This window comes from Pseudomonas sp. NBRC 111124 (genome assembly GCF_001320245.1).
In the GTDB taxonomy this organism is placed as follows: domain Bacteria; phylum Pseudomonadota; class Gammaproteobacteria; order Pseudomonadales; family Pseudomonadaceae; genus Aquipseudomonas.
On the sequence record NZ_BCBA01000001.1, the window covers coordinates 52,175 to 69,195 of the forward strand.

Below are 17,021 nucleotides of genomic sequence, written 5' to 3' on the forward strand. Positions count from 1 at the left end.
TCGAATGGGGTCGGGCTGGTCACCGAGAGCGAGGCTGATAATTTGCCGAGGACTTGATGGTCTCCCTGCGTGATTCTCGCCAGAAAGCTCGACTCCAGTAGGGCTGCAGCCCCCGACCCGAGGCGCTGTAGCCGTCGTGTAGCTCGACACAACAGCAGTACTCGCAGCCCTATGCCTTATCTACTGCCGATGCACCACCAGGAAATGCGATGCTTGATCAATTTATTTCGGCGCATCCGCAGAAGATATATTAATTATTCGCACGCATCCTAGCCCTCTAGCTCTCTAGCTCTCTAGCCCAGCATTTAAAATAATACGAGCAAGCAATCTAAGGTTTTTAACAATATATATGTAAAGCGAGCCGACCGTTCGTCGCTTGCTGCGAGCAAAATTAATGAGGATGACTACGCTCGAAAAAAACACAGGAGATGGATTATGAAAATGATGACGCGGAAAGAGTTTCTAGAGTGGTTCTCCGGCCAGGTAGATTGTTACGAGCATGCAAACGATCCGACCACTTCGGGGTGCCATTCACTACAGTCCTCGAGCGTTGGAGGGTGGCAAAAGCGATGCACCAGCCGAATAAAGTTAATGGGCGTCATTCTGTCAAGCCGAGAAGAGGAGTTCTTTGATGTTGAAAACTATCGCTTCTTCATTACAGGTTAAAGGTTTAGTCATAGATGAATGTGAAACCGTAGCACTACGACCGACCTTTATATCGCTTTTGGATACTGCGAACGTTAGCAGTGCCGTGTTCAATGCTGCTTATCAGAGAGGGGTTTCGCTTGAGCAGATCGACCGTATTTGGCGATTGGCTGATGACCAACTTGAAAATGTCAAGCTTTTCGAGCTTTTTAGTTCCATGGCCATACGCACTGACATACGTTGGTTAGAATGGGCCGGTCGTAGCATGGTGGGTCAGCGTGATACGATGAACGGTGGAGAAAAGTGCATCCCCTTTAGGATTTTAGGCGAAATTTTGCACAAGACGTTGCTGGCCCAGCGCGAGGGCACCTTGCCTATCCCCGACTTTACTCAAGGCGTAAGTTGGTCGAGTTTTACTTTTGAATTGCTGGCTTTGATCACTTCCCGCGGACTTACGGATGAGGCGCTGACGGCAACATCGCTCGAGTTCGAACTTGGGCTTTGATTTCTTTCTCAACGACTTAGAGAGCGATCAATGAAAAAAACCACTATAGAATGTGAAGAATTTCGTTTTGCCAGCACAACACCAAAGCGGATTGTACTTCAGCTTTCACTGCAGTACTATCGCCGACGCACCGTTGCGGCATATGGACTGCATGACAGCACGGAAGTCGCAGGGGGCACTTGGTCTATCCGCTTCTTTAAACTGCCTGACATTTACTTCTATTTTGACAAGTACACCAAGACCATCCTTGAGTATCACCTCAAGCCACTCGACGAAGGGCAAAAACACGTGCGCACGCGCTTTATTTAGTGATCATTGAAAACATTAAGAAGCTTATGATTATTCTCAATCAATTTTCTGTAAGCTGATTTACACCAGCCCCTTATTCTAGCTGTTCGTAAGATTGACTTTTCCCAAGAATCCTCAAACACATGAAAGGGAGTCCAATAACTATTGATCGCCAATCGTGAGATCGAGTTAAACCTGGGTTGGGCACTCCCGCCGCGCCATGATGCTGGTGGACTCATACAGAACCTCAAAAAGTCTTTGGCATCATTCTTGGTGAGAGCGCTAATAGGTTTGTCAGTGAAGTAAATCGCCCAAAGTAGCCACTTCTCCAGAGCGGCTAGCTTCAATCGCTCCTTATTCAATCGAGCGTACGAGCGGATCATATCTAAGGCCTCCAGTGCCCGCCCCCTCAAGTGAGATGGAAAGTTTTTGTCCACATAGCTGTCCGCGAGTTCCGACGATATTATCAGGGTTTCACGTATGTCCAAGGCGAACAGGGGAGGAGGTGAGGGCGCATTTTCAGGATATGCACGGGCTCCTGAGTATTCAGGCAGCAACTTTGCTTGAGCAATCGACTTTCTTTCCCAGTGCACTCTACCCAAGCGATTCGCCTCGACTCTATTACGATTACGCCGAGCCTCATGCGGGTTGGTATTTGTCCGATATCTAATAGCTCTTTTAAGGATAATCGCTGGCGAGTAAGGTAACTCTTGCATCCAAGGCAATCTTGTAATGAAGCGCTTAAAATTATTAGTTGACCACAGCGGCTCGACCTCGCTGCATGATGGAATTAGTGGAAGTCGCATATAGGTGCGATATCGTTTTATATAGAATATTAGCGGTGACGGCACTTCCAGGCTGTAAGAGCTTTGAACGCCTCGCATTAAGAATTTTGCTTTATCAGTATCCGAAAACCTGAAGCAGGCCATACAAAAAATCTCGCAATTCGAAATAAGCTCCAGCGCGGGAATATTCAAATAGAAGCATGTCGCATAAAGGAACAGGCTTCGTTCCATTCGCTCGTTAGACCTATGAAAGGTGGCCACATATTCTAAATACCGCTCCGCATTTATCTCATCCTGCTCAACATATGGATCCTGTAACTCTACCCAGTGTTCGGAAGGACTAATTCTCAGCTGAAACTCTAGCTGTGGTGAAATTTCACTCATGAATCTATTCAACCTGTAAACATAACTGCTTAACGCGATGTTTATCGGTCGAACAAATGGCCTCCAATCAGGGTTGTGCTCTAATGCTGATTGCCTTTCCGTAAACCTGGGGGCGCGCGCTCCACACCAACCGTGAGGTGGGGAATTGCAAAATTCAGAAAACTCTCTCAAATCGGATAGGCTTAACTCTTTTAGGGATTTCTGCGCTACGCATAATATCCACAATACGTATTTTTCAAGGAACCTACCAGCTACATCACCGGCGCTGTTATGGAGTGAGAAACGATTGATGTGCTGGGCAAACAGCCTATAGGTCTCGAATGCATCAATTTCTTCGGGAAAAGTGCCAAGATACGCCCACACAAGCCGCTCCTCATCCAGGACACTAGCAGGATCGCTAGCATTTATAGAAGCGAACTGAAACGGAACTCCAGACTCGCTGAGGATCGATCTAGGTGACTGGTTCATAAGAATAGATGCGTAGGCGGAATAGTGATGGAGACTTGAATTAATAGCTCAGCAATCAAGTCCGCGCAAGAGCCATATCCAAACGAAATCGGCACCGCCTTGCAAATAGTGCGTAAGCACCGCCTGGCGCGAAGAACGTTCGATGATTTTTCCGATTTTATTCCGACAGGTGATTTTTTTGAATTGAATGGCTACGTCTAAGAATTCCGCAAACTCAGCAGTTTAGATGGCCGTAGGCTGACGCCACGAATCTTTCTTCTGTTTTTATTCCGAATGGTAGGTTAAGGCGCTCACAGGATCCGGCAATTTCGACGGAATCAGCAAAAGCGTCCTCAGTTCAACGAGTTAGCGAAATCTGCCGTCCGATCTGATTTCAACGGCTGACCTGGCCTCAAGGAGAATTGACCTTAAGCGCGGGACGTAAGGGTGCACGGGAACTGAGATTCCGGTCACTTCAGCGGATTCCACTTTGATTTCAACGGTTACAGGACGTCAGAGGCTGGTTCGTCGAATCAGAGCCTTACAAGGTCAATGAACATTTCTGACATAGCACCTCGTTTAACATAATATGCATTATGCGCAGATTCGTATGCGGCTACCGTGCCGTGGGTTGGGCAGATTTCAAATCAGCCCAGCCCCCATTCCTCGATCCTTGTTCACCTTGGTCGGTCACGTTATCTTCATGCCGACATCCAAGCGCACCGCCGAGGACGATCTATTTCCAGATTCAAGGACGCACCATGGCTTACCATCCTTCGGCCGACCAGATCATCGATCTCTACAGCCGACACGCCCACACGTGGAATGAATTACGCGGCAATCGCCTGACCGAACGTAAATGGATCGAACGCTTCCATTCATTACTGTCGCCAGCTGCGACTGTACTTGACCTGGGCTGTGGCTCTGGCCAGCCCGTGGCGCGCTATTTGATCGAGGCTGGCCTGGCGGTCACCGGTGTGGATTCTTCTGAGCAGATGCTTTCCTTGTGCCGTAGCCGTTTTTCTGAGCACGCATGGATTCATGCAGATATGCGTGTGCTGTCGCTTGATCGCCAGTACGCCGGCATCCTCGCCTGGAACAGTTTCTTTCATCTCAAGCCTGATGATCAGCGCAGGATGTTCGCCGTATTCCAGCTGCATGCTGCGCCCGGCGCGCTGCTGATGTTCACCAGCGGCCCGTCGTTGGGTGAAGCCTTGGGAACATTCCAGGGCGAGACTTTGTATCACGCCAGCCTGGATTCAGACGAATACACTGCACAGTTGCACAAACACGGTTTCGAGGTATTGGACCACATCATTGAAGACCCAGACTGCGGTAACCAGACAGTATGGATCGCCCGCCGCCACTGCTGACATATATGCTTTGATTTTATAACTACACTAAATGACTATTTAGTTTAGTTATATGCTCGCAGGGCTTGAATGTACCTACTTCCGACAATTTCAAGTGCCCGGACACTGCCAACTGAGGAAGGCACCGAGGCCCCGCCTCCTCTACCCAAGTCTGTGACGGCAACTGTCTCGCAACTTTTTCACCCATTCTTCACGCCTCCCACACTTTTCCCTGCCTAGGATTCGCCGACAATTAGCCTGCCCCTAGAGCCCGTCATGAATCTGAAAAGAACCGATCAACGCGCCTTGCTGTTGCTGCTGGCCGTCACCGCCTTGTTATTGGTGCTGGGCCTGGGCAGTCGCGAGTTGTGGGGGGCAGAAACCCGGTGGGCCAACATCTCCCTGCAGATGCTGCAAAGCGGAGACTACTTCGACCCCTATCTCAAGGGTGGGCCCTATTATGACAAGCCACTGCTGTCCTACTGGCTGATCACGGCCAGCGCCTGGCTGACCGGTAGCCTGGGGCCTTGGTCGCTGCGCCTGTCCTCCGTGGTCGCCGCGTGGCTGAGCGTCTGGCTGACCTACCTGCTCGGCGAGCGCCTGCTGCGCAAGGGTACCGGGCTGGTGGCTGGCTGGATGCTGGCCACCACCTTCTACTTCGTATTCTGGGCTCGGGTCGCAACCGCCGACATCCTGACCGTGTGCGGCGTGCTGGCCGCGGTCTGGTGGTACTTCCGCGGGCCGGACGATACGCGCTTCTGGCGCTACGTCGGGTTCTTCGGGCTGCTGGCGCTGACCTCGCTATGCAAGGGCCTGATCGGCTTCATCCTGCCAGGCCTGGTATTGCTGCCGCATTTGCTGCGTGAGGGCCGCTGGCGTCGTCACCTGAACCTGCGTCTGATGGCTGCGCTGCTGTTGGCCGGTGCACTCTATATGCTGCCATTTGTGCTCTCGCATCTATACGGCGAGCCAAACTATGGCGAAAGCGGACTCGGGCTGGTGCTGCGCGAGAACGTGGTGCGGTTCTTCCAGCCATTCGACAACCTTGGGCCGATCTACACCTACCTGGTGTACCTGCCGGTCTACACCCTGCCCTGGGCGCCCTGCTGGATCATTGCCTTGTGGGTCGCCCTGCGCCGCTGGCGGCACATCGAGCCGGATACCCGTTGGCTGATCCAGGCGCTTGGTCTGCTGATGCTGTTCTTCACCGCCAGCGGTAGCCGGCGCAGCTACTATGTGCTGCCACTGGTGCCGTTCGCGCAGTTGTTGGGTGCCTGGTGGGTCACCCAGCGAATGGCGGTGCGCAGAACCTCCGTTCGCAACCTTCGGGCCGGTTTCGCGGTGACTGCCGTGTTGCTCCTGGCGGTGCTGGGCATTCTGGTGCCCTGGAGCAATGGCGGCGGTGGCGTGATCCGCTTCGGCGAAGCTGTGCGTGAGCAGGCGAGCCGGCAGGCCCCTCTGGCGCAATGGCAGCTGGTTATGGTCGAGGTGGATAACAAGGTGCCGATGTACCTCCAAACGGGTGGTGCCCCCTTCTACTATGTAGCGCAGACCGACGATTACCCCCGCAGTGGCGACACCGCCACCTTGATGGCCTGGCTGGAACGCACCAGCGGCAAGCACTGGGACCCGCAGCGCACGATCATCGTCGCGCATTATCTGCATGGCGAGGCGCCGCCCTTCGGCTACCTGGAAAGCGATCACCAGGTCGTAACCACCCAACCCAGCCGTGGCGAACAGTGGCTGCACACCCATGCTGATCAAAGCGTGGCTTACATTCCAAAAGCCTAGGCCAGCGCCTCGACTCGGCTGTAATCCTGTAACTAAGGGCGACTTTTCGGTCAACTACCCGCACCGTTTTACAGCCATCCGAATGGATGTTTATGCGTATCGAATTTATGGGTATGTTCACACTTGGTCAGTAACCTGAACCTCAGCTGTCTGTGATAGCAATGTAATGATAAGGCGACCCTTTTTTTATACTTCTTTCACAAATTCGAGCATAACCTTGGCTGGATAAGCCACTGACGATCACTACGGCACGGATGACTGAGCCCCGCACAAAAACCTGATTTAGCGCAATACAGCAACTTTTAGCCTGTGGCCTGGATGCAAAAAAAAACTTTGCGTCTACGCTGGCAATTGAACCAATTAAATCAATGGGTTCTGTCATTTTCCTGTATCACCGAGGTGCTCATGAGTGAGGCGTTTCTCCCTTTCTCTCGTCCAAGTATGGGCGAAGAAGAAATTGCGGCTGTCGAAAAAGTCCTGCGTTCGGGCTGGATCACGACCGGGCCACAGAACCAGGCACTTGAAGAGCAGTTCGCACAGTACGTCGGTTGCCGGCATGCGGTAGCCCTGTCATCGGCCACGGGCGGTATGCATATCGCCCTGCTGGCATTGGGTATCGGCCCGGGGGATGAAGTCATCACCCCGTCGCAGACCTGGGTGTCCACGGCCAACATGATTGCCCTGCTCGGGGCCACACCGGTGTTTGTCGATATCGATCGCGACACCCTGATGACCGACGCGGCACGCATCGAAGCGGCCATTACCCCGCGGACCAAGGCCATCATTCCGGTGCATTACGCCGGTGCAGCCTTTGACCTGGACCCGCTCTACGCACTCGCCGACAAACACGGCATCGCCGTCATCGAGGACGCCGCCCACGCCGCCGGCACCCGCTACAAGGGCCGCCATGTCGGTGCCCGTGGCACGGCGATCTTCTCGTTCCATGCGATCAAGAACATGACCTGCGCCGAAGGCGCGATGTTCGTCAGCGACGACGAAGCCCTGGCCAGCCGCGTGCGCATGCTCAAGTTCCATGGTTTGGGTGTCGACGCCTATGACCGCATGACCCACGGCCGCAAGCCACAGGCCCAGGTCATGGAGCCAGGCTTCAAGTACAACCTCGCTGACATCAACGCTGCCATCGCCCTGGTGCAGCTCAAGCGCCTGGATGCGATCAATGCCCGCCGCACCGAGCTGGCCGCGCGCTACCAGCAACGCTTCGAAGGCCTGCCCGTGCAGCCCCTGGCCGTGCCGACTGCCTATGCACAGCAGCACGCCTGGCACCTGTACATCCTGCGTATCGACAGCGAACGCTGCGGCCTGGACCGCGAAGCTTTCATGAAAGGCTTGCAAGAGCGCGGCATTGGTACCGGCATCCACTTCATCGCCACCCACCTGCACACCTGGTACCGCCAGCGTGATCCGCAGCTGTCGCTGCCGAACACCGAATGGAACTCGGCGCGGTTGTGCTCCATTCCGTTGTTCCCCGACATGACCGACCTGGACCAGGACCGGGTCGTCACCGCCATCGAACAGCTTGTGGGAAATCGCTCGTGAGACCTTACCCGATCCATTGCGTGTCCATCGTCATCCCGGTCTACAACGAGCAGGAAAGCTTGCCCGAGCTGCTGCGTCGCACTGGCGCAGCCTGCCAGCAGCTGCGTCACCCCTATGAAATCGTGCTGGTCGACGACGGCAGCCGCGACGATTCTGCGCAAATCCTCGAAGACGCCGCCCAGGCCGAGAACAGCCCGTTCGTGGCGGTCATCCTCAACCGCAACTACGGCCAGCATGCGGCGATCATGGCCGGTTTCGAGCAGTGCAAGGGTGACGTGGTGATTACCCTCGACGCCGACCTGCAGAACCCACCGGAAGAAATCCCGCGCCTTGTAGCCGAGGCCGAACGCGGCTTCGACGTGGTCGGCACAGTGCGCAGCAACCGCCAGGACTCGGCCCTGCGCCGCTGGCCATCGAAGGTGATCAACTACGCGGTCAAGCGCTCCACCGGCGTTGCCATGAGCGACTACGGCTGCATGCTGCGTGCCTACCGGCGCACGGTAATCGACGCCATGCTCGCCTGCCGCGAGCGCAGCACCTTCATCCCGATCCTGGCCAACAGCTTCGCCCGCCACACCACCGAGATCACCGTGCACCACGCCGAGCGCGAACATGGCGATTCGAAGTACAGCCCGATGCGCCTGATCAGCCTGATGTTCGACCTGATCACCTGCATGACCACCACACCGTTGCGCCTGCTGAGCATTGTCGGTTTCAGCATGGCCGCACTCGGCGTGCTGTTCGCCCTGGCGCTGATCGTGTTGCGTCTGGCCTTCGGTGCGGGCTGGGCGGGTAACGGCCTGTTCGTGCTGTTCGCCGTCCTGTTCGTGTTTACCGGTGGCCAGTTCATCGGCATGGGCCTTCTCGGCGAGTACTTGGGGCGTATGTACAGCGACGTGCGCGCCCGCCCACGGTTCTTCATCGAAAAAGTACTGCGCAGCGGCCCCGCGCCCGTTCCGGCCCATAACGTCACCGTTGACGGTTTCAATTCCTCTACTTCTGGTCAGGTTCACTCATGAGTGCAAAAACAGTTGTCTTCGCATACCACGACATCGGCTGCGCCGGCATTGAAGCCCTGCTCGACAGCGGCTATGACATCGCAGCGGTGTTCACTCATGCCGACGATCCCAAGGAAAACACCTTCTACGGCTCGGTTGCGCAGCTGTGCGCACGCAAGGGCATCCCGGTGCATGCGCCAGAGGACGTCAACCACCCGCTGTGGGTGGAGCGCATCAGCCAGATCGACCCGGACTACCTGTTCTCGTTCTACTACCGCAACCTGCTGAGCGAACCGCTGCTGGCCACCGGCCGCAAGGGCGCGTTCAACCTGCATGGCTCGCTGCTGCCGCGCTACCGCGGCCGCGCCCCGGCCAACTGGGTGCTGGTCAATGGCGAAACGGAAACCGGCGTGACCCTGCACCGCATGGTCAAGCGCGCCGATGCCGGCGCCATCGTCGCCCAGCTGCGCGTGGCCATCGAGCGCAGCGACACCGCGCTCAGCCTGCATGGCAAACTGCGTACCGCCGCTGCCGACCTGCTGCATGACACCTTGCCGGGCCTGCGCCAGGGCAAAATAAGCGAAACCCCACAGGATGAGTCGAAAGCCACTGTGTTCGGCCGTCGCACCGCCGCCGATGGCCGGCTGAGCTGGCAACAACCCGCCGAAACCCTGTTCAACCTGGTGCGTGCGGTGACCCAGCCCTACCCTGGCGCGTTCTGCCAGGTCGGCGAGCACAAGCTGATCGTCTGGAGCGCCGACGTGGTCAAGGGCAACGATGGCCTGGCCCCTGGCCGCGTAATCAGCACCGACCCGCTGCGCATCGCCTGTGGCGAGGACTCGCTGGTGATCATCGCTGGCCAGCGCAATGACAACGGCCTGTACCTGAGCGGCCCGCAACTGGCCAACGAACTGGGCCTGGTTGAAGGCTCGCTGCTGCGTGGCACCGACTCGCGCAGTGCCACCCGCCGCACCCGGGTGTTGATCCTGGGCGTCAACGGCTTCATCGGCAACCACCTGTCCGAGCGCCTGCTCAACGACGAGCGCTACGAAGTCTACGGCCTGGACATCGGCTCCGACGCCATCGAGCGCCTGCGCAACCACCCACGCTTCCACTTCGTCGAAGGCGACATCAGCATTCACTCCGAGTGGATCGAGTACCACATCAAGAAGTGCGACGTGGTGCTGCCACTGGTGGCCATCGCTACGCCGATCGAATACACCCGCAACCCGCTGCGCGTGTTCGAACTGGACTTCGAAGAGAACCTGCGCCTGGTGCGCTACTGCGTCAAATACAACAAGCGCGTGATCTTCCCGTCGACCTCGGAAGTCTACGGCATGTGCCAGGATACGAACTTCGACGAAGACACCTCCAACCTGGTGGTCGGGCCGATCAACAAGCAGCGCTGGATCTACTCGGTGTCAAAGCAGCTGCTCGACCGCGTCATCTGGGCCTATGGCCAGAAAGGCCTGAACTTCACCCTGTTCCGCCCGTTCAACTGGATGGGCCCCCGCCTGGACCGCCTGGACTCCGCGCGTATCGGCAGCTCCCGTGCCATCACCCAGCTGATCCTCAACTTGGTGGAAGGCACCCCGATCCGCCTGTTCGACGGCGGTGCGCAAAAGCGTTGCTTCACCGACATCGCCGACGGCGTCGAGGCCCTGGCGCGGATCATCGACAACGACAACGATGCCTGTAACGGTCAGATCATCAACATCGGCAACCCGGACAACGAAGCCAGCATCCGCCAGCTCGGCGAAGAGCTGCTGCGCCAGTTTGAAGCCCACCCGCTGCGCAGCCACTTCCCGCCGTTCGCCGGTTTCCGCGATGTCGAGAGCAAGGCGTTCTACGGCGGCGGCTATCAGGATGTGTCCCACCGCAAGCCGAGCATCGCCAACGCCAAGCGCCTGCTGAATTGGGAACCGACCGTGGAGATGCGCGAAACCATCGGCAATACCCTGGACTTCTTCCTGCGTGAAGCGATGCGCGAGATCGAGGCCCGTCCGGCAGAAGAAGCCCGGTGATGCAAGCTGGGTTGCGCATCGATGTCGATACCTACCGCGGCACCCGTGAAGGTGTGCCGCGCCTGCTGGAGCTGCTCGACGAGGCGCAGGTCAAGGCGACGTTTTTCTTCAGTGTCGGGCCGGACAACATGGGGCGCCACTTGTGGCGCCTGATCCGCCCCCAGTTCCTGTGGAAGATGCTGCGCTCCAATGCCGCTGGGCTGTACGGCTGGGACATTCTCCTGGCTGGCACCGCCTGGCCCGGCAAACCGATTGGCCGCGACCTCGGGCACCTGATGCGTCAGGCCCGGGACGCCGGCCACGAGGTCGGCCTGCACGCCTGGGACCACCATGGCTGGCAGGCCAATGCCGGGCGCTGGAGCATGGCGCAACTGACCGAGCACATCCGTCAAGGCGTCGACACCCTCAGTGACATCCTTGGCGCTCCGGTCGACTGCTCGGCCGTCGCCGGTTGGCGTGCGGACGAACGGGTGGTCGAGGCCAAGCAGGCTTTCGGTTTTCGCTACAACAGCGATTGCCGAGGTACCCACCTGTTCCGTCCCCGGCTGGCCGACGGCTCACCTGGGGCGCCGCAGATTCCGGTGGACATGCCTACCTTCGACGAGGTTGTGGGCCCGCAGGTGTCTGCCGCGCACTTCAACGCATTCATCCTGGGGCAATTTCGCCCACAGGCACTCAACGTCTACACCATCCATGCAGAGGTAGAAGGGATTCTGATGGCCCAGGACTTTCGCCAATTGCTGGCCGATGCACGCCAGCGCGAGATTGCGTTCAAACCGTTGGGCGAGCTGCTCCCCGCCTCGCTCGACACCTTGCCCGTTGCCAGCGTGCAACGCGGCACCCTGCAAGGCCGTGAAGGCTGGCTGGGAGTGCAAGGCTCATGAGCAGACGCTGGACGCTACCGCTGCTACTCGGCCTGTTCGTGCTGGCCTTCCTGCTGCCACTGGGCGGCCATGGCTTGTGGATCCCTGACGAAACCCGCTACGCGCAGGTCAGCCAGGAAATGCTGCTGACCGGCAACTGGGTCTCGCCCCATTTCATGGGGCTTCGCTACTTCGAAAAACCCGCTGCCGGCTACTGGATGATCGCCCTCAGCCAGGGGTTGTTCGGCCAGAACCTGTTCGGCGTGCGCTTTGCCTCGGCACTGAGTGTCGGGCTGAGCCTGGTCCTGTGCTACATAGTGGCGCGTCGCCTGTGGAACGACCCGCGCAAGAGCCTGGTCTGCACCCTGATCTACATGAGCTTCTGCGTCCTGGTGGGCCAGGCCGTCTATGCCAACCTCGACCCGCAGTTCACCTTGTGGGTCAACCTCAGCCTGGTGGCCCTGTGGTTCGCCGTGGACAGCCGCAGCAAAGGCCAGCGTCTTGCAGCCTGGGCGGTGCTGGGCCTGGCCTGTGCGATGGGCTTCATGACCAAGGGCTTTCTCGCCTGGCTGCTGCCGGTGCTGATCGCACTGCCGTGGATGCTCTGGCAGAAGCGCTGGCGCGAACTGTTGGTGTATGGGCCGGTGGCCGTGGTGGTGGCGATCGTCGTCAGCCTGCCTTGGGTGCTCGCGGTGCATGTTCAGGAACCGGACTACTGGCGGTTCTTCTTCTGGCATGAGCACATCCGCCGGTTTGCCGGTGACGATGCCCAGCACAGCGCGCCCTTCTGGTACTACCTGCCGCTGCTGGTGGCCTACAGCCTGCCCTGGATCGCCCTGCTGCCGCCGGCCCTGAAACAGGCTTGGCAGAGCCGTTCACAGGCCAAGGTTGTGTTCCTGCTGCTGTGGCTACTGATGCCGTTGCTGTTCTTCAGCCTGAGCAAGGGCAAGTTGCCAACCTACATCTTCCCGTGCCTGCTGCCATTGGCCCTGCTGATCGGCCACGCAGTCGAAGAACGGCTGCGCCTGCATCAAGGCCGCGCGCTGGGTATCAACGGCTGGCTCAACGTGGTGCTGGGCGCGGTAGCCTTGATTGCACTGGCCTGGCTGCAGTTGAAAAAACCCGTGTACGACCACGAGCTGACCGGCTTGCTGCTGATGTGCGTTGCGCTGGCGGGTTGGACTGTCGCCAGCCTGGCCCAGGCCCTGTCGCCCCTGCGCTGCTGGGCGGCTCCCGTGCTGGGCAGCCTGGTGCTGATGGCCCTGCTGCCGGCGGCACTGCCCAAGTCGATAGAGGGCAACAAGATGCCCGACCAGTTCATCCTCAAGCACCTCGACGAACTGGCTGACGCCACTCACCTGATGAGCAACGACCTGGGAGCGGCATCGGCACTGGCCTGGCGCCTGCAACAGCCGAACGTTGCGTTCTACAACACGGTTGGCGAACTGAAGTACGGCCTGGCGACCCCGGAAGGTCAGGGACGCACGTTGAACGACAAGAACGTTCGCCAATGGGTCGATGACGCCCGCCGCAGTGGCACGGTCGCGGTGGTGATGCGGGTCAAGGGTGAGGATGAGCAACGTGAACTTGCCCTGCTGCCCGACGACGGCACCCGCTATCAGCAAGGCAAGATGGTGATCCTCATTCTGCCCAGAGTATCGCCATGAGCTGGCTGCTGCTGTTGATGGCCTGCCTGCTGACCTGCCTGGGCCAGGTGGCGCAGAAGTTCGCCGTGGAAAGTTGGCGTGGTCAAGCAGGGCCATGGACGGACAAGTTGCGTTCGCCCTGGCTGTGGCTGGCACTGCTCGCCCTCGGCAGCGGTTTGCTGGTCTGGCTGCTGGTACTGCAACGCATGGAGGTGGGCATCGCTTATCCGATGCTCAGCCTGAACTTTGTGCTGATCACACTGATCGCCCGCTTCGGTTTCCATGAGCCGGTCGATCGCCGTCACTGGCTGGGGGTGGCCCTGGTCATCGCCGGCGTGGCGCTGCTGGGGCAGCAATCATGAACCAGCGGCTTGGTATTGCCTTCGCCCTGAGCAGCGTGCTGCTGGTGAGCAGCGCCCAGCTGGCCATGCGCTGGAGCATGTCCCGCCTGCCGCTGCCCGACCAGTGGCTGTCGGCGCTGACTGGCCAAGGCGTGGATGCCGTCGCCTTGGCCGTGGTGCTGGCGGCGATCGCTGCCTATGGCCTGTCCATGCTCTGCTGGCTGCTGGCTTTGCGCGACCTGCCGTTAGGCCGGGCCTACTCGCTGCTGAGCCTGAGTTACGCCCTGGTCTACCTGCTGGCGGCCAGCCTGCCGCTGTTCGACGAATCATTCAGCTTGAACAAATCACTGGGCGTGGCACTGGTCATGCTCGGGGTCATTACCATCAATACGCGTCCGGCCCGTTCGCCCGCCTTAAGGAGTGCTCCATGAAAATTACAGTGTTTGGTAGCGGGTACGTCGGCCTGGTGCAAGCCGCAGTACTGGCCGAAGTCGGCCATGATGTGGTGTGCATGGACATCGATGAGAAGAAGGTCGAGTTGTTGCGCCAAGGTCATGTCAGCATCTTCGAGCCCGGTCTCTCGAGCCTGGTGCGCGAAGGCCTCGACGGCGGTCGGCTGCAGTTCACCACCGATGAAAAGTTTGCCGTCGATCATGGTCGCGTTGCTTTCATTGCCGTCGGCACCCCCTCCTGCCCTGATGGCTCGGCAGACCTCAAGTATGTGCTGTCGGTCGGCGACGCGGTCGCTCGCCACCGCCAGCAACCCTTGATTCTGGTCGAGAAGTCCACCGTGCCGGTCGGTACCGGTGACACCCTGCGCGCCCACATCAATACGGCGCTCAATGGGCGTGAACTGCGCATTGATATCGTGTCCAACCCGGAGTTCCTCAAGGAAGGCTCGGCCGTCGCCGATTGCCGCCGGCCGGACCGTATCGTCATCGGTTGCGAGGGTGAAGACGTGCGCGATGTGATGCGCGACCTCTATTCACCGTTCAACCGCAACCACGACCGCATCATGTTCATGGACCTGCGCAGTGCCGAGCTGACCAAGTATGCCGCCAACTGCATGCTCGCCACCAAGATCAGCTTCATCAACCAGATCGCCGAGCTGGCCGAACACCTCGGAGCCGATATCGAGGCGGTGCGCCAGGGCATTGGCGCCGACACACGCATTGGTTATCACTTCATCTACCCCGGCTGCGGCTATGGCGGCTCGTGCTTCCCCAAGGACATGCGCGCGCTGATCCACAGTGCCGAGCAGGTGCATTGCTCCAGCGACCTGCTGCAGGCCGTCGAGGCGATCAACGAGCGCCAGAAGCACAAGCTGTTCGAGCGCATCCATGCGTTCTACAACGGCGACCTGGCCGGCAAGACCTTTGCCGTGTGGGGCTTGGCATTCAAGCCCAACACCGACGACATGCGCGACGCCCCCAGCCGCGTGCTGCTCGAGTCGCTGTTTGCTGCCGGCGCCAACGTGCGTGCCTTCGACCCCGAGGCCATGCAGGAAACCCAGCACCTGTATCCTGATGAAGAGAAACTGATGCTGATGGGGACGCCGGAATCGGTGCTGTCCGGCGCCGACGCTCTGATCATCTGCACCGAATGGCAACAATTCAAGGCGCCGGATTTCGACCTGATCCAGCAACGCCTGAAAGCACCGGTGATCTTCGATGGGCGCAACCTGTACGATGCCGAGCGGCTGTCACGCAAAGGCTTCAAGTACTTCCCTATCGGCCGCGGCGATTCCTGCCAGTTGCCGGTGGCCCCGCAACTGCCCCGCCGGGATTCGAAAGCGGCGTGAATACCCTGTCACTCACCGTTCGCCGGCAGTCACTGCTTGCAGGGCTGCTGGCACTGCTGCTGTTCTGCGCCGGGGTGTATGGGCAGGCGCCGATCGGTTTCGACTCACGCTTCGTGCTGTTCGCTCAGGAGATGCTGCGCCATGGGCCAACGGTATTCCCGACCACCTATGGGCAACCCTACGCCGACTACACCTCGCTCTCGACGCTGTTCATCTGGCTGCTGTCACTGCCGTTCGGCGCGGTCAACGGGCTGACGGCATGGCTGCCCAGCGCCATCGCCGGCGCGGTGATCGTGACCCTCATGTACCGGCTGCTGGCGCCTTTTTCGCTGCGTTGGGCGTGGAGCAGCATTGCCTTGCTGCTGCTAACCGTCACCTTCGTCAGCGAAGTTCGGGCCGTGTCGCAAGACCTCATGCTGGCGGCCGTCGCCTTCAGCGTGTTCTACCTGGGTTACGCCCACGACCAGGGCGCCGCCGGGCGTCGCTGGCCGTTGGTGTTCGCCCTGTTGCTGTTGGGCTTCGGCATTCGCGGACCAATCGGCCTGGTGGTGCCGACCGGGATGCTGTGCAGCTACTACCTGCTGACCGGCCAATGGCGGCGGATGTTGCTATTTGGCGTGCTGGCCAGTCTGCTGCTGGTCGCCAGTGTCGCCCTGCTGCTGTGGATGGCCAAGGCCAGCGGTGGCCAGGCGTTCCTGGATGATGTGATTCGCATGCAGTTCATGGGGCGCATGGATGGCAGCGAGGGCGCCAGCAGCGCGCTGTACTACTTCACCAGTTCGCTGGGCAACTACGCGCTGGCCTATCCACTGGCAATCCTGGCTTTGCTTGCTGCATGGCTGGGCCGGGCGCATCTGCAAGGGCCGGCGCTGCGCCTGGTCGGTTATTGCGCAGCGGCCGCACTGTTGGTGATGGTCGGGCTGTCTATCCCCTTGGCGAAAAAGGCCCGTTACCTGCTGCCGATGCTGCCGATGGCAGCGATCATCGCCGCCTACCCGTTCCAGGTGGCACAGGGGCGGTTGTTCGCGGGGCTACGCGGTGCCATACAGGGGGTATGGCTGCTGATGCCGGGGCTGATGATGATCGCCTTGCTGGTGGCTCAGCGCCGTTACCCCGAGGAAACCGGCTCCATCACCGTGCTGATGGTGCTGCTGGCGGCATTGCAACTCTGGGCGTTGTCGCGCCTGGTGCAGGCACGCTGGCGTGTCGAGGTCACTGCCGCTTGCGCAGTCATGGCGTTGTGGCTGGTCTATGTCGCCGTGGTCGAGCCTGTGGAGCGTCGCCTGTATGACACCCGAAGCTTCACCCTGGCAGTGCTCGAACAGGTTTCACGGCAACCTGCCCCGCTGGTGCTGCACCGTCTGGGCCAGGATGCCAAGGCCATCAAGTTCATGGTCAACCTCGACCAGGATCTGCTGCCTCAATTCACCGAAACCCCCTCGCAACTGCAGGCCGTGCAGGGGCCAGCGTGGCTGATGATGGACCGGCACGACTTTCAGGCGCTGCAAGGCACCCCGATGCATTCGCTGCAGCCGCAGCTGAGCGGGCGCTTCGACAATAACGACTATGTGCTGGTGTATCTCGGGCATTGACG

The 17,021-nt window shown here is 59.2% G+C and carries 14 protein-coding genes; 13 read left to right on the forward strand and 1 reads right to left on the reverse strand.

All coding sequences use genetic code 11. The features are described from left to right. Positions 1-631 precede the first annotated feature (631 nt). Positions 632-1,150, forward strand: a complete 519-nt coding sequence (locus APH28_RS00210) for a hypothetical protein (protein ID WP_060507005.1) — start codon at positions 632-634, stop codon at positions 1,148-1,150. 30 nt (positions 1,151-1,180) lie between these two features. Beyond that, a complete protein-coding gene (locus tag APH28_RS00215; RefSeq protein ID WP_060507007.1) occupies positions 1,181-1,459 on the forward strand; it encodes a hypothetical protein in 279 nt (92 codons plus the stop codon). Here APH28_RS00215 and APH28_RS28515 read toward each other — a convergent pair. After that, on the reverse strand, positions 1,456-2,970 hold the full coding sequence (locus APH28_RS28515; RefSeq protein WP_156340843.1) for a hypothetical protein: 1,515 nt from the start codon (positions 2,968-2,970) through the stop codon (positions 1,456-1,458). The two genes, APH28_RS00215 and APH28_RS28515, sit on opposite strands and share 4 nt — an antisense overlap. 845 nt (positions 2,971-3,815) lie before the next feature. On the opposite strand from APH28_RS28515, the gene APH28_RS00220 reads away from it, so the two are divergent. The 11 genes from APH28_RS00220 (at position 3,816) to APH28_RS00270 (ending at position 17,019) form a co-directional block, all read left to right on the forward strand. Continuing rightward, entirely contained in the window at positions 3,816-4,427 is a 612-nt protein-coding gene (locus APH28_RS00220; protein ID WP_060507009.1) for a class I SAM-dependent methyltransferase, read from the forward strand. A 255-nt stretch (positions 4,428-4,682) separates the two neighbouring features. Continuing rightward, the gene (locus APH28_RS00225) at positions 4,683-6,197 is read left to right on the forward strand and encodes a glycosyltransferase family 39 protein (RefSeq protein ID WP_060507011.1); all 1,515 of its coding nucleotides are present in this window, start codon (positions 4,683-4,685) and stop codon (positions 6,195-6,197) included. Positions 6,198-6,602: 405 nt separating this feature from the next. Then, on the forward strand, positions 6,603-7,754 hold the full coding sequence (gene arnB, locus APH28_RS00230; protein ID WP_060507013.1) for a UDP-4-amino-4-deoxy-L-arabinose aminotransferase: 1,152 nt from the start codon (positions 6,603-6,605) through the stop codon (positions 7,752-7,754). Continuing rightward, positions 7,751-8,773 carry an undecaprenyl-phosphate 4-deoxy-4-formamido-L-arabinose transferase gene (gene arnC, locus APH28_RS00235; RefSeq protein ID WP_060507015.1) on the forward strand — a complete coding sequence of 341 codons (1,023 nt, stop codon included), beginning with the start codon at positions 7,751-7,753 and terminating at the stop codon, positions 8,771-8,773. The genes arnB and arnC overlap by 4 nt, the downstream gene beginning before the upstream one ends. Then, positions 8,770-10,776, forward strand: a complete 2,007-nt coding sequence (gene arnA / locus APH28_RS00240) for a bifunctional UDP-4-amino-4-deoxy-L-arabinose formyltransferase/UDP-glucuronic acid oxidase ArnA (protein WP_060507017.1) — start codon at positions 8,770-8,772, stop codon at positions 10,774-10,776. The genes arnC and arnA overlap by 4 nt, the downstream gene beginning before the upstream one ends. After that, on the forward strand, positions 10,776-11,660 hold the full coding sequence (gene arnD / locus APH28_RS00245) for a 4-deoxy-4-formamido-L-arabinose-phosphoundecaprenol deformylase (RefSeq protein ID WP_060507020.1): 885 nt from the start codon (positions 10,776-10,778) through the stop codon (positions 11,658-11,660). The genes arnA and arnD overlap by 1 nt, the downstream gene beginning before the upstream one ends. Beyond that, on the forward strand, positions 11,657-13,306 hold the full coding sequence (arnT, locus tag APH28_RS00250; protein ID WP_060507022.1) for a lipid IV(A) 4-amino-4-deoxy-L-arabinosyltransferase: 1,650 nt from the start codon (positions 11,657-11,659) through the stop codon (positions 13,304-13,306). The genes arnD and arnT overlap by 4 nt, the downstream gene beginning before the upstream one ends. Further along, positions 13,303-13,647: a 4-amino-4-deoxy-L-arabinose-phosphoundecaprenol flippase subunit ArnE gene (arnE, locus tag APH28_RS00255; protein WP_060507025.1), complete on the forward strand. Its 345-nt coding sequence runs from the start codon at positions 13,303-13,305 to the stop codon at positions 13,645-13,647. Before arnT ends, arnE begins: the two co-directional genes overlap by 4 nt. Next, positions 13,644-14,057 carry a 4-amino-4-deoxy-L-arabinose-phosphoundecaprenol flippase subunit ArnF gene (arnF, locus tag APH28_RS00260; RefSeq protein ID WP_060507027.1) on the forward strand — a complete coding sequence of 138 codons (414 nt, stop codon included), beginning with the start codon at positions 13,644-13,646 and terminating at the stop codon, positions 14,055-14,057. The genes arnE and arnF overlap by 4 nt, the downstream gene beginning before the upstream one ends. Then, the gene (locus tag APH28_RS00265; RefSeq protein ID WP_060507029.1) at positions 14,054-15,427 is read left to right on the forward strand and encodes a UDP-glucose/GDP-mannose dehydrogenase family protein; all 1,374 of its coding nucleotides are present in this window, start codon (positions 14,054-14,056) and stop codon (positions 15,425-15,427) included. The genes arnF and APH28_RS00265 overlap by 4 nt, the downstream gene beginning before the upstream one ends. After that, complete coding sequence (locus APH28_RS00270; RefSeq protein ID WP_060507031.1) at positions 15,424-17,019, forward strand: glycosyltransferase family 39 protein; 1,596 nt, start codon at positions 15,424-15,426, stop codon at positions 17,017-17,019. Before APH28_RS00265 ends, APH28_RS00270 begins: the two co-directional genes overlap by 4 nt. Positions 17,020-17,021: the final 2 nt, after the last annotated feature.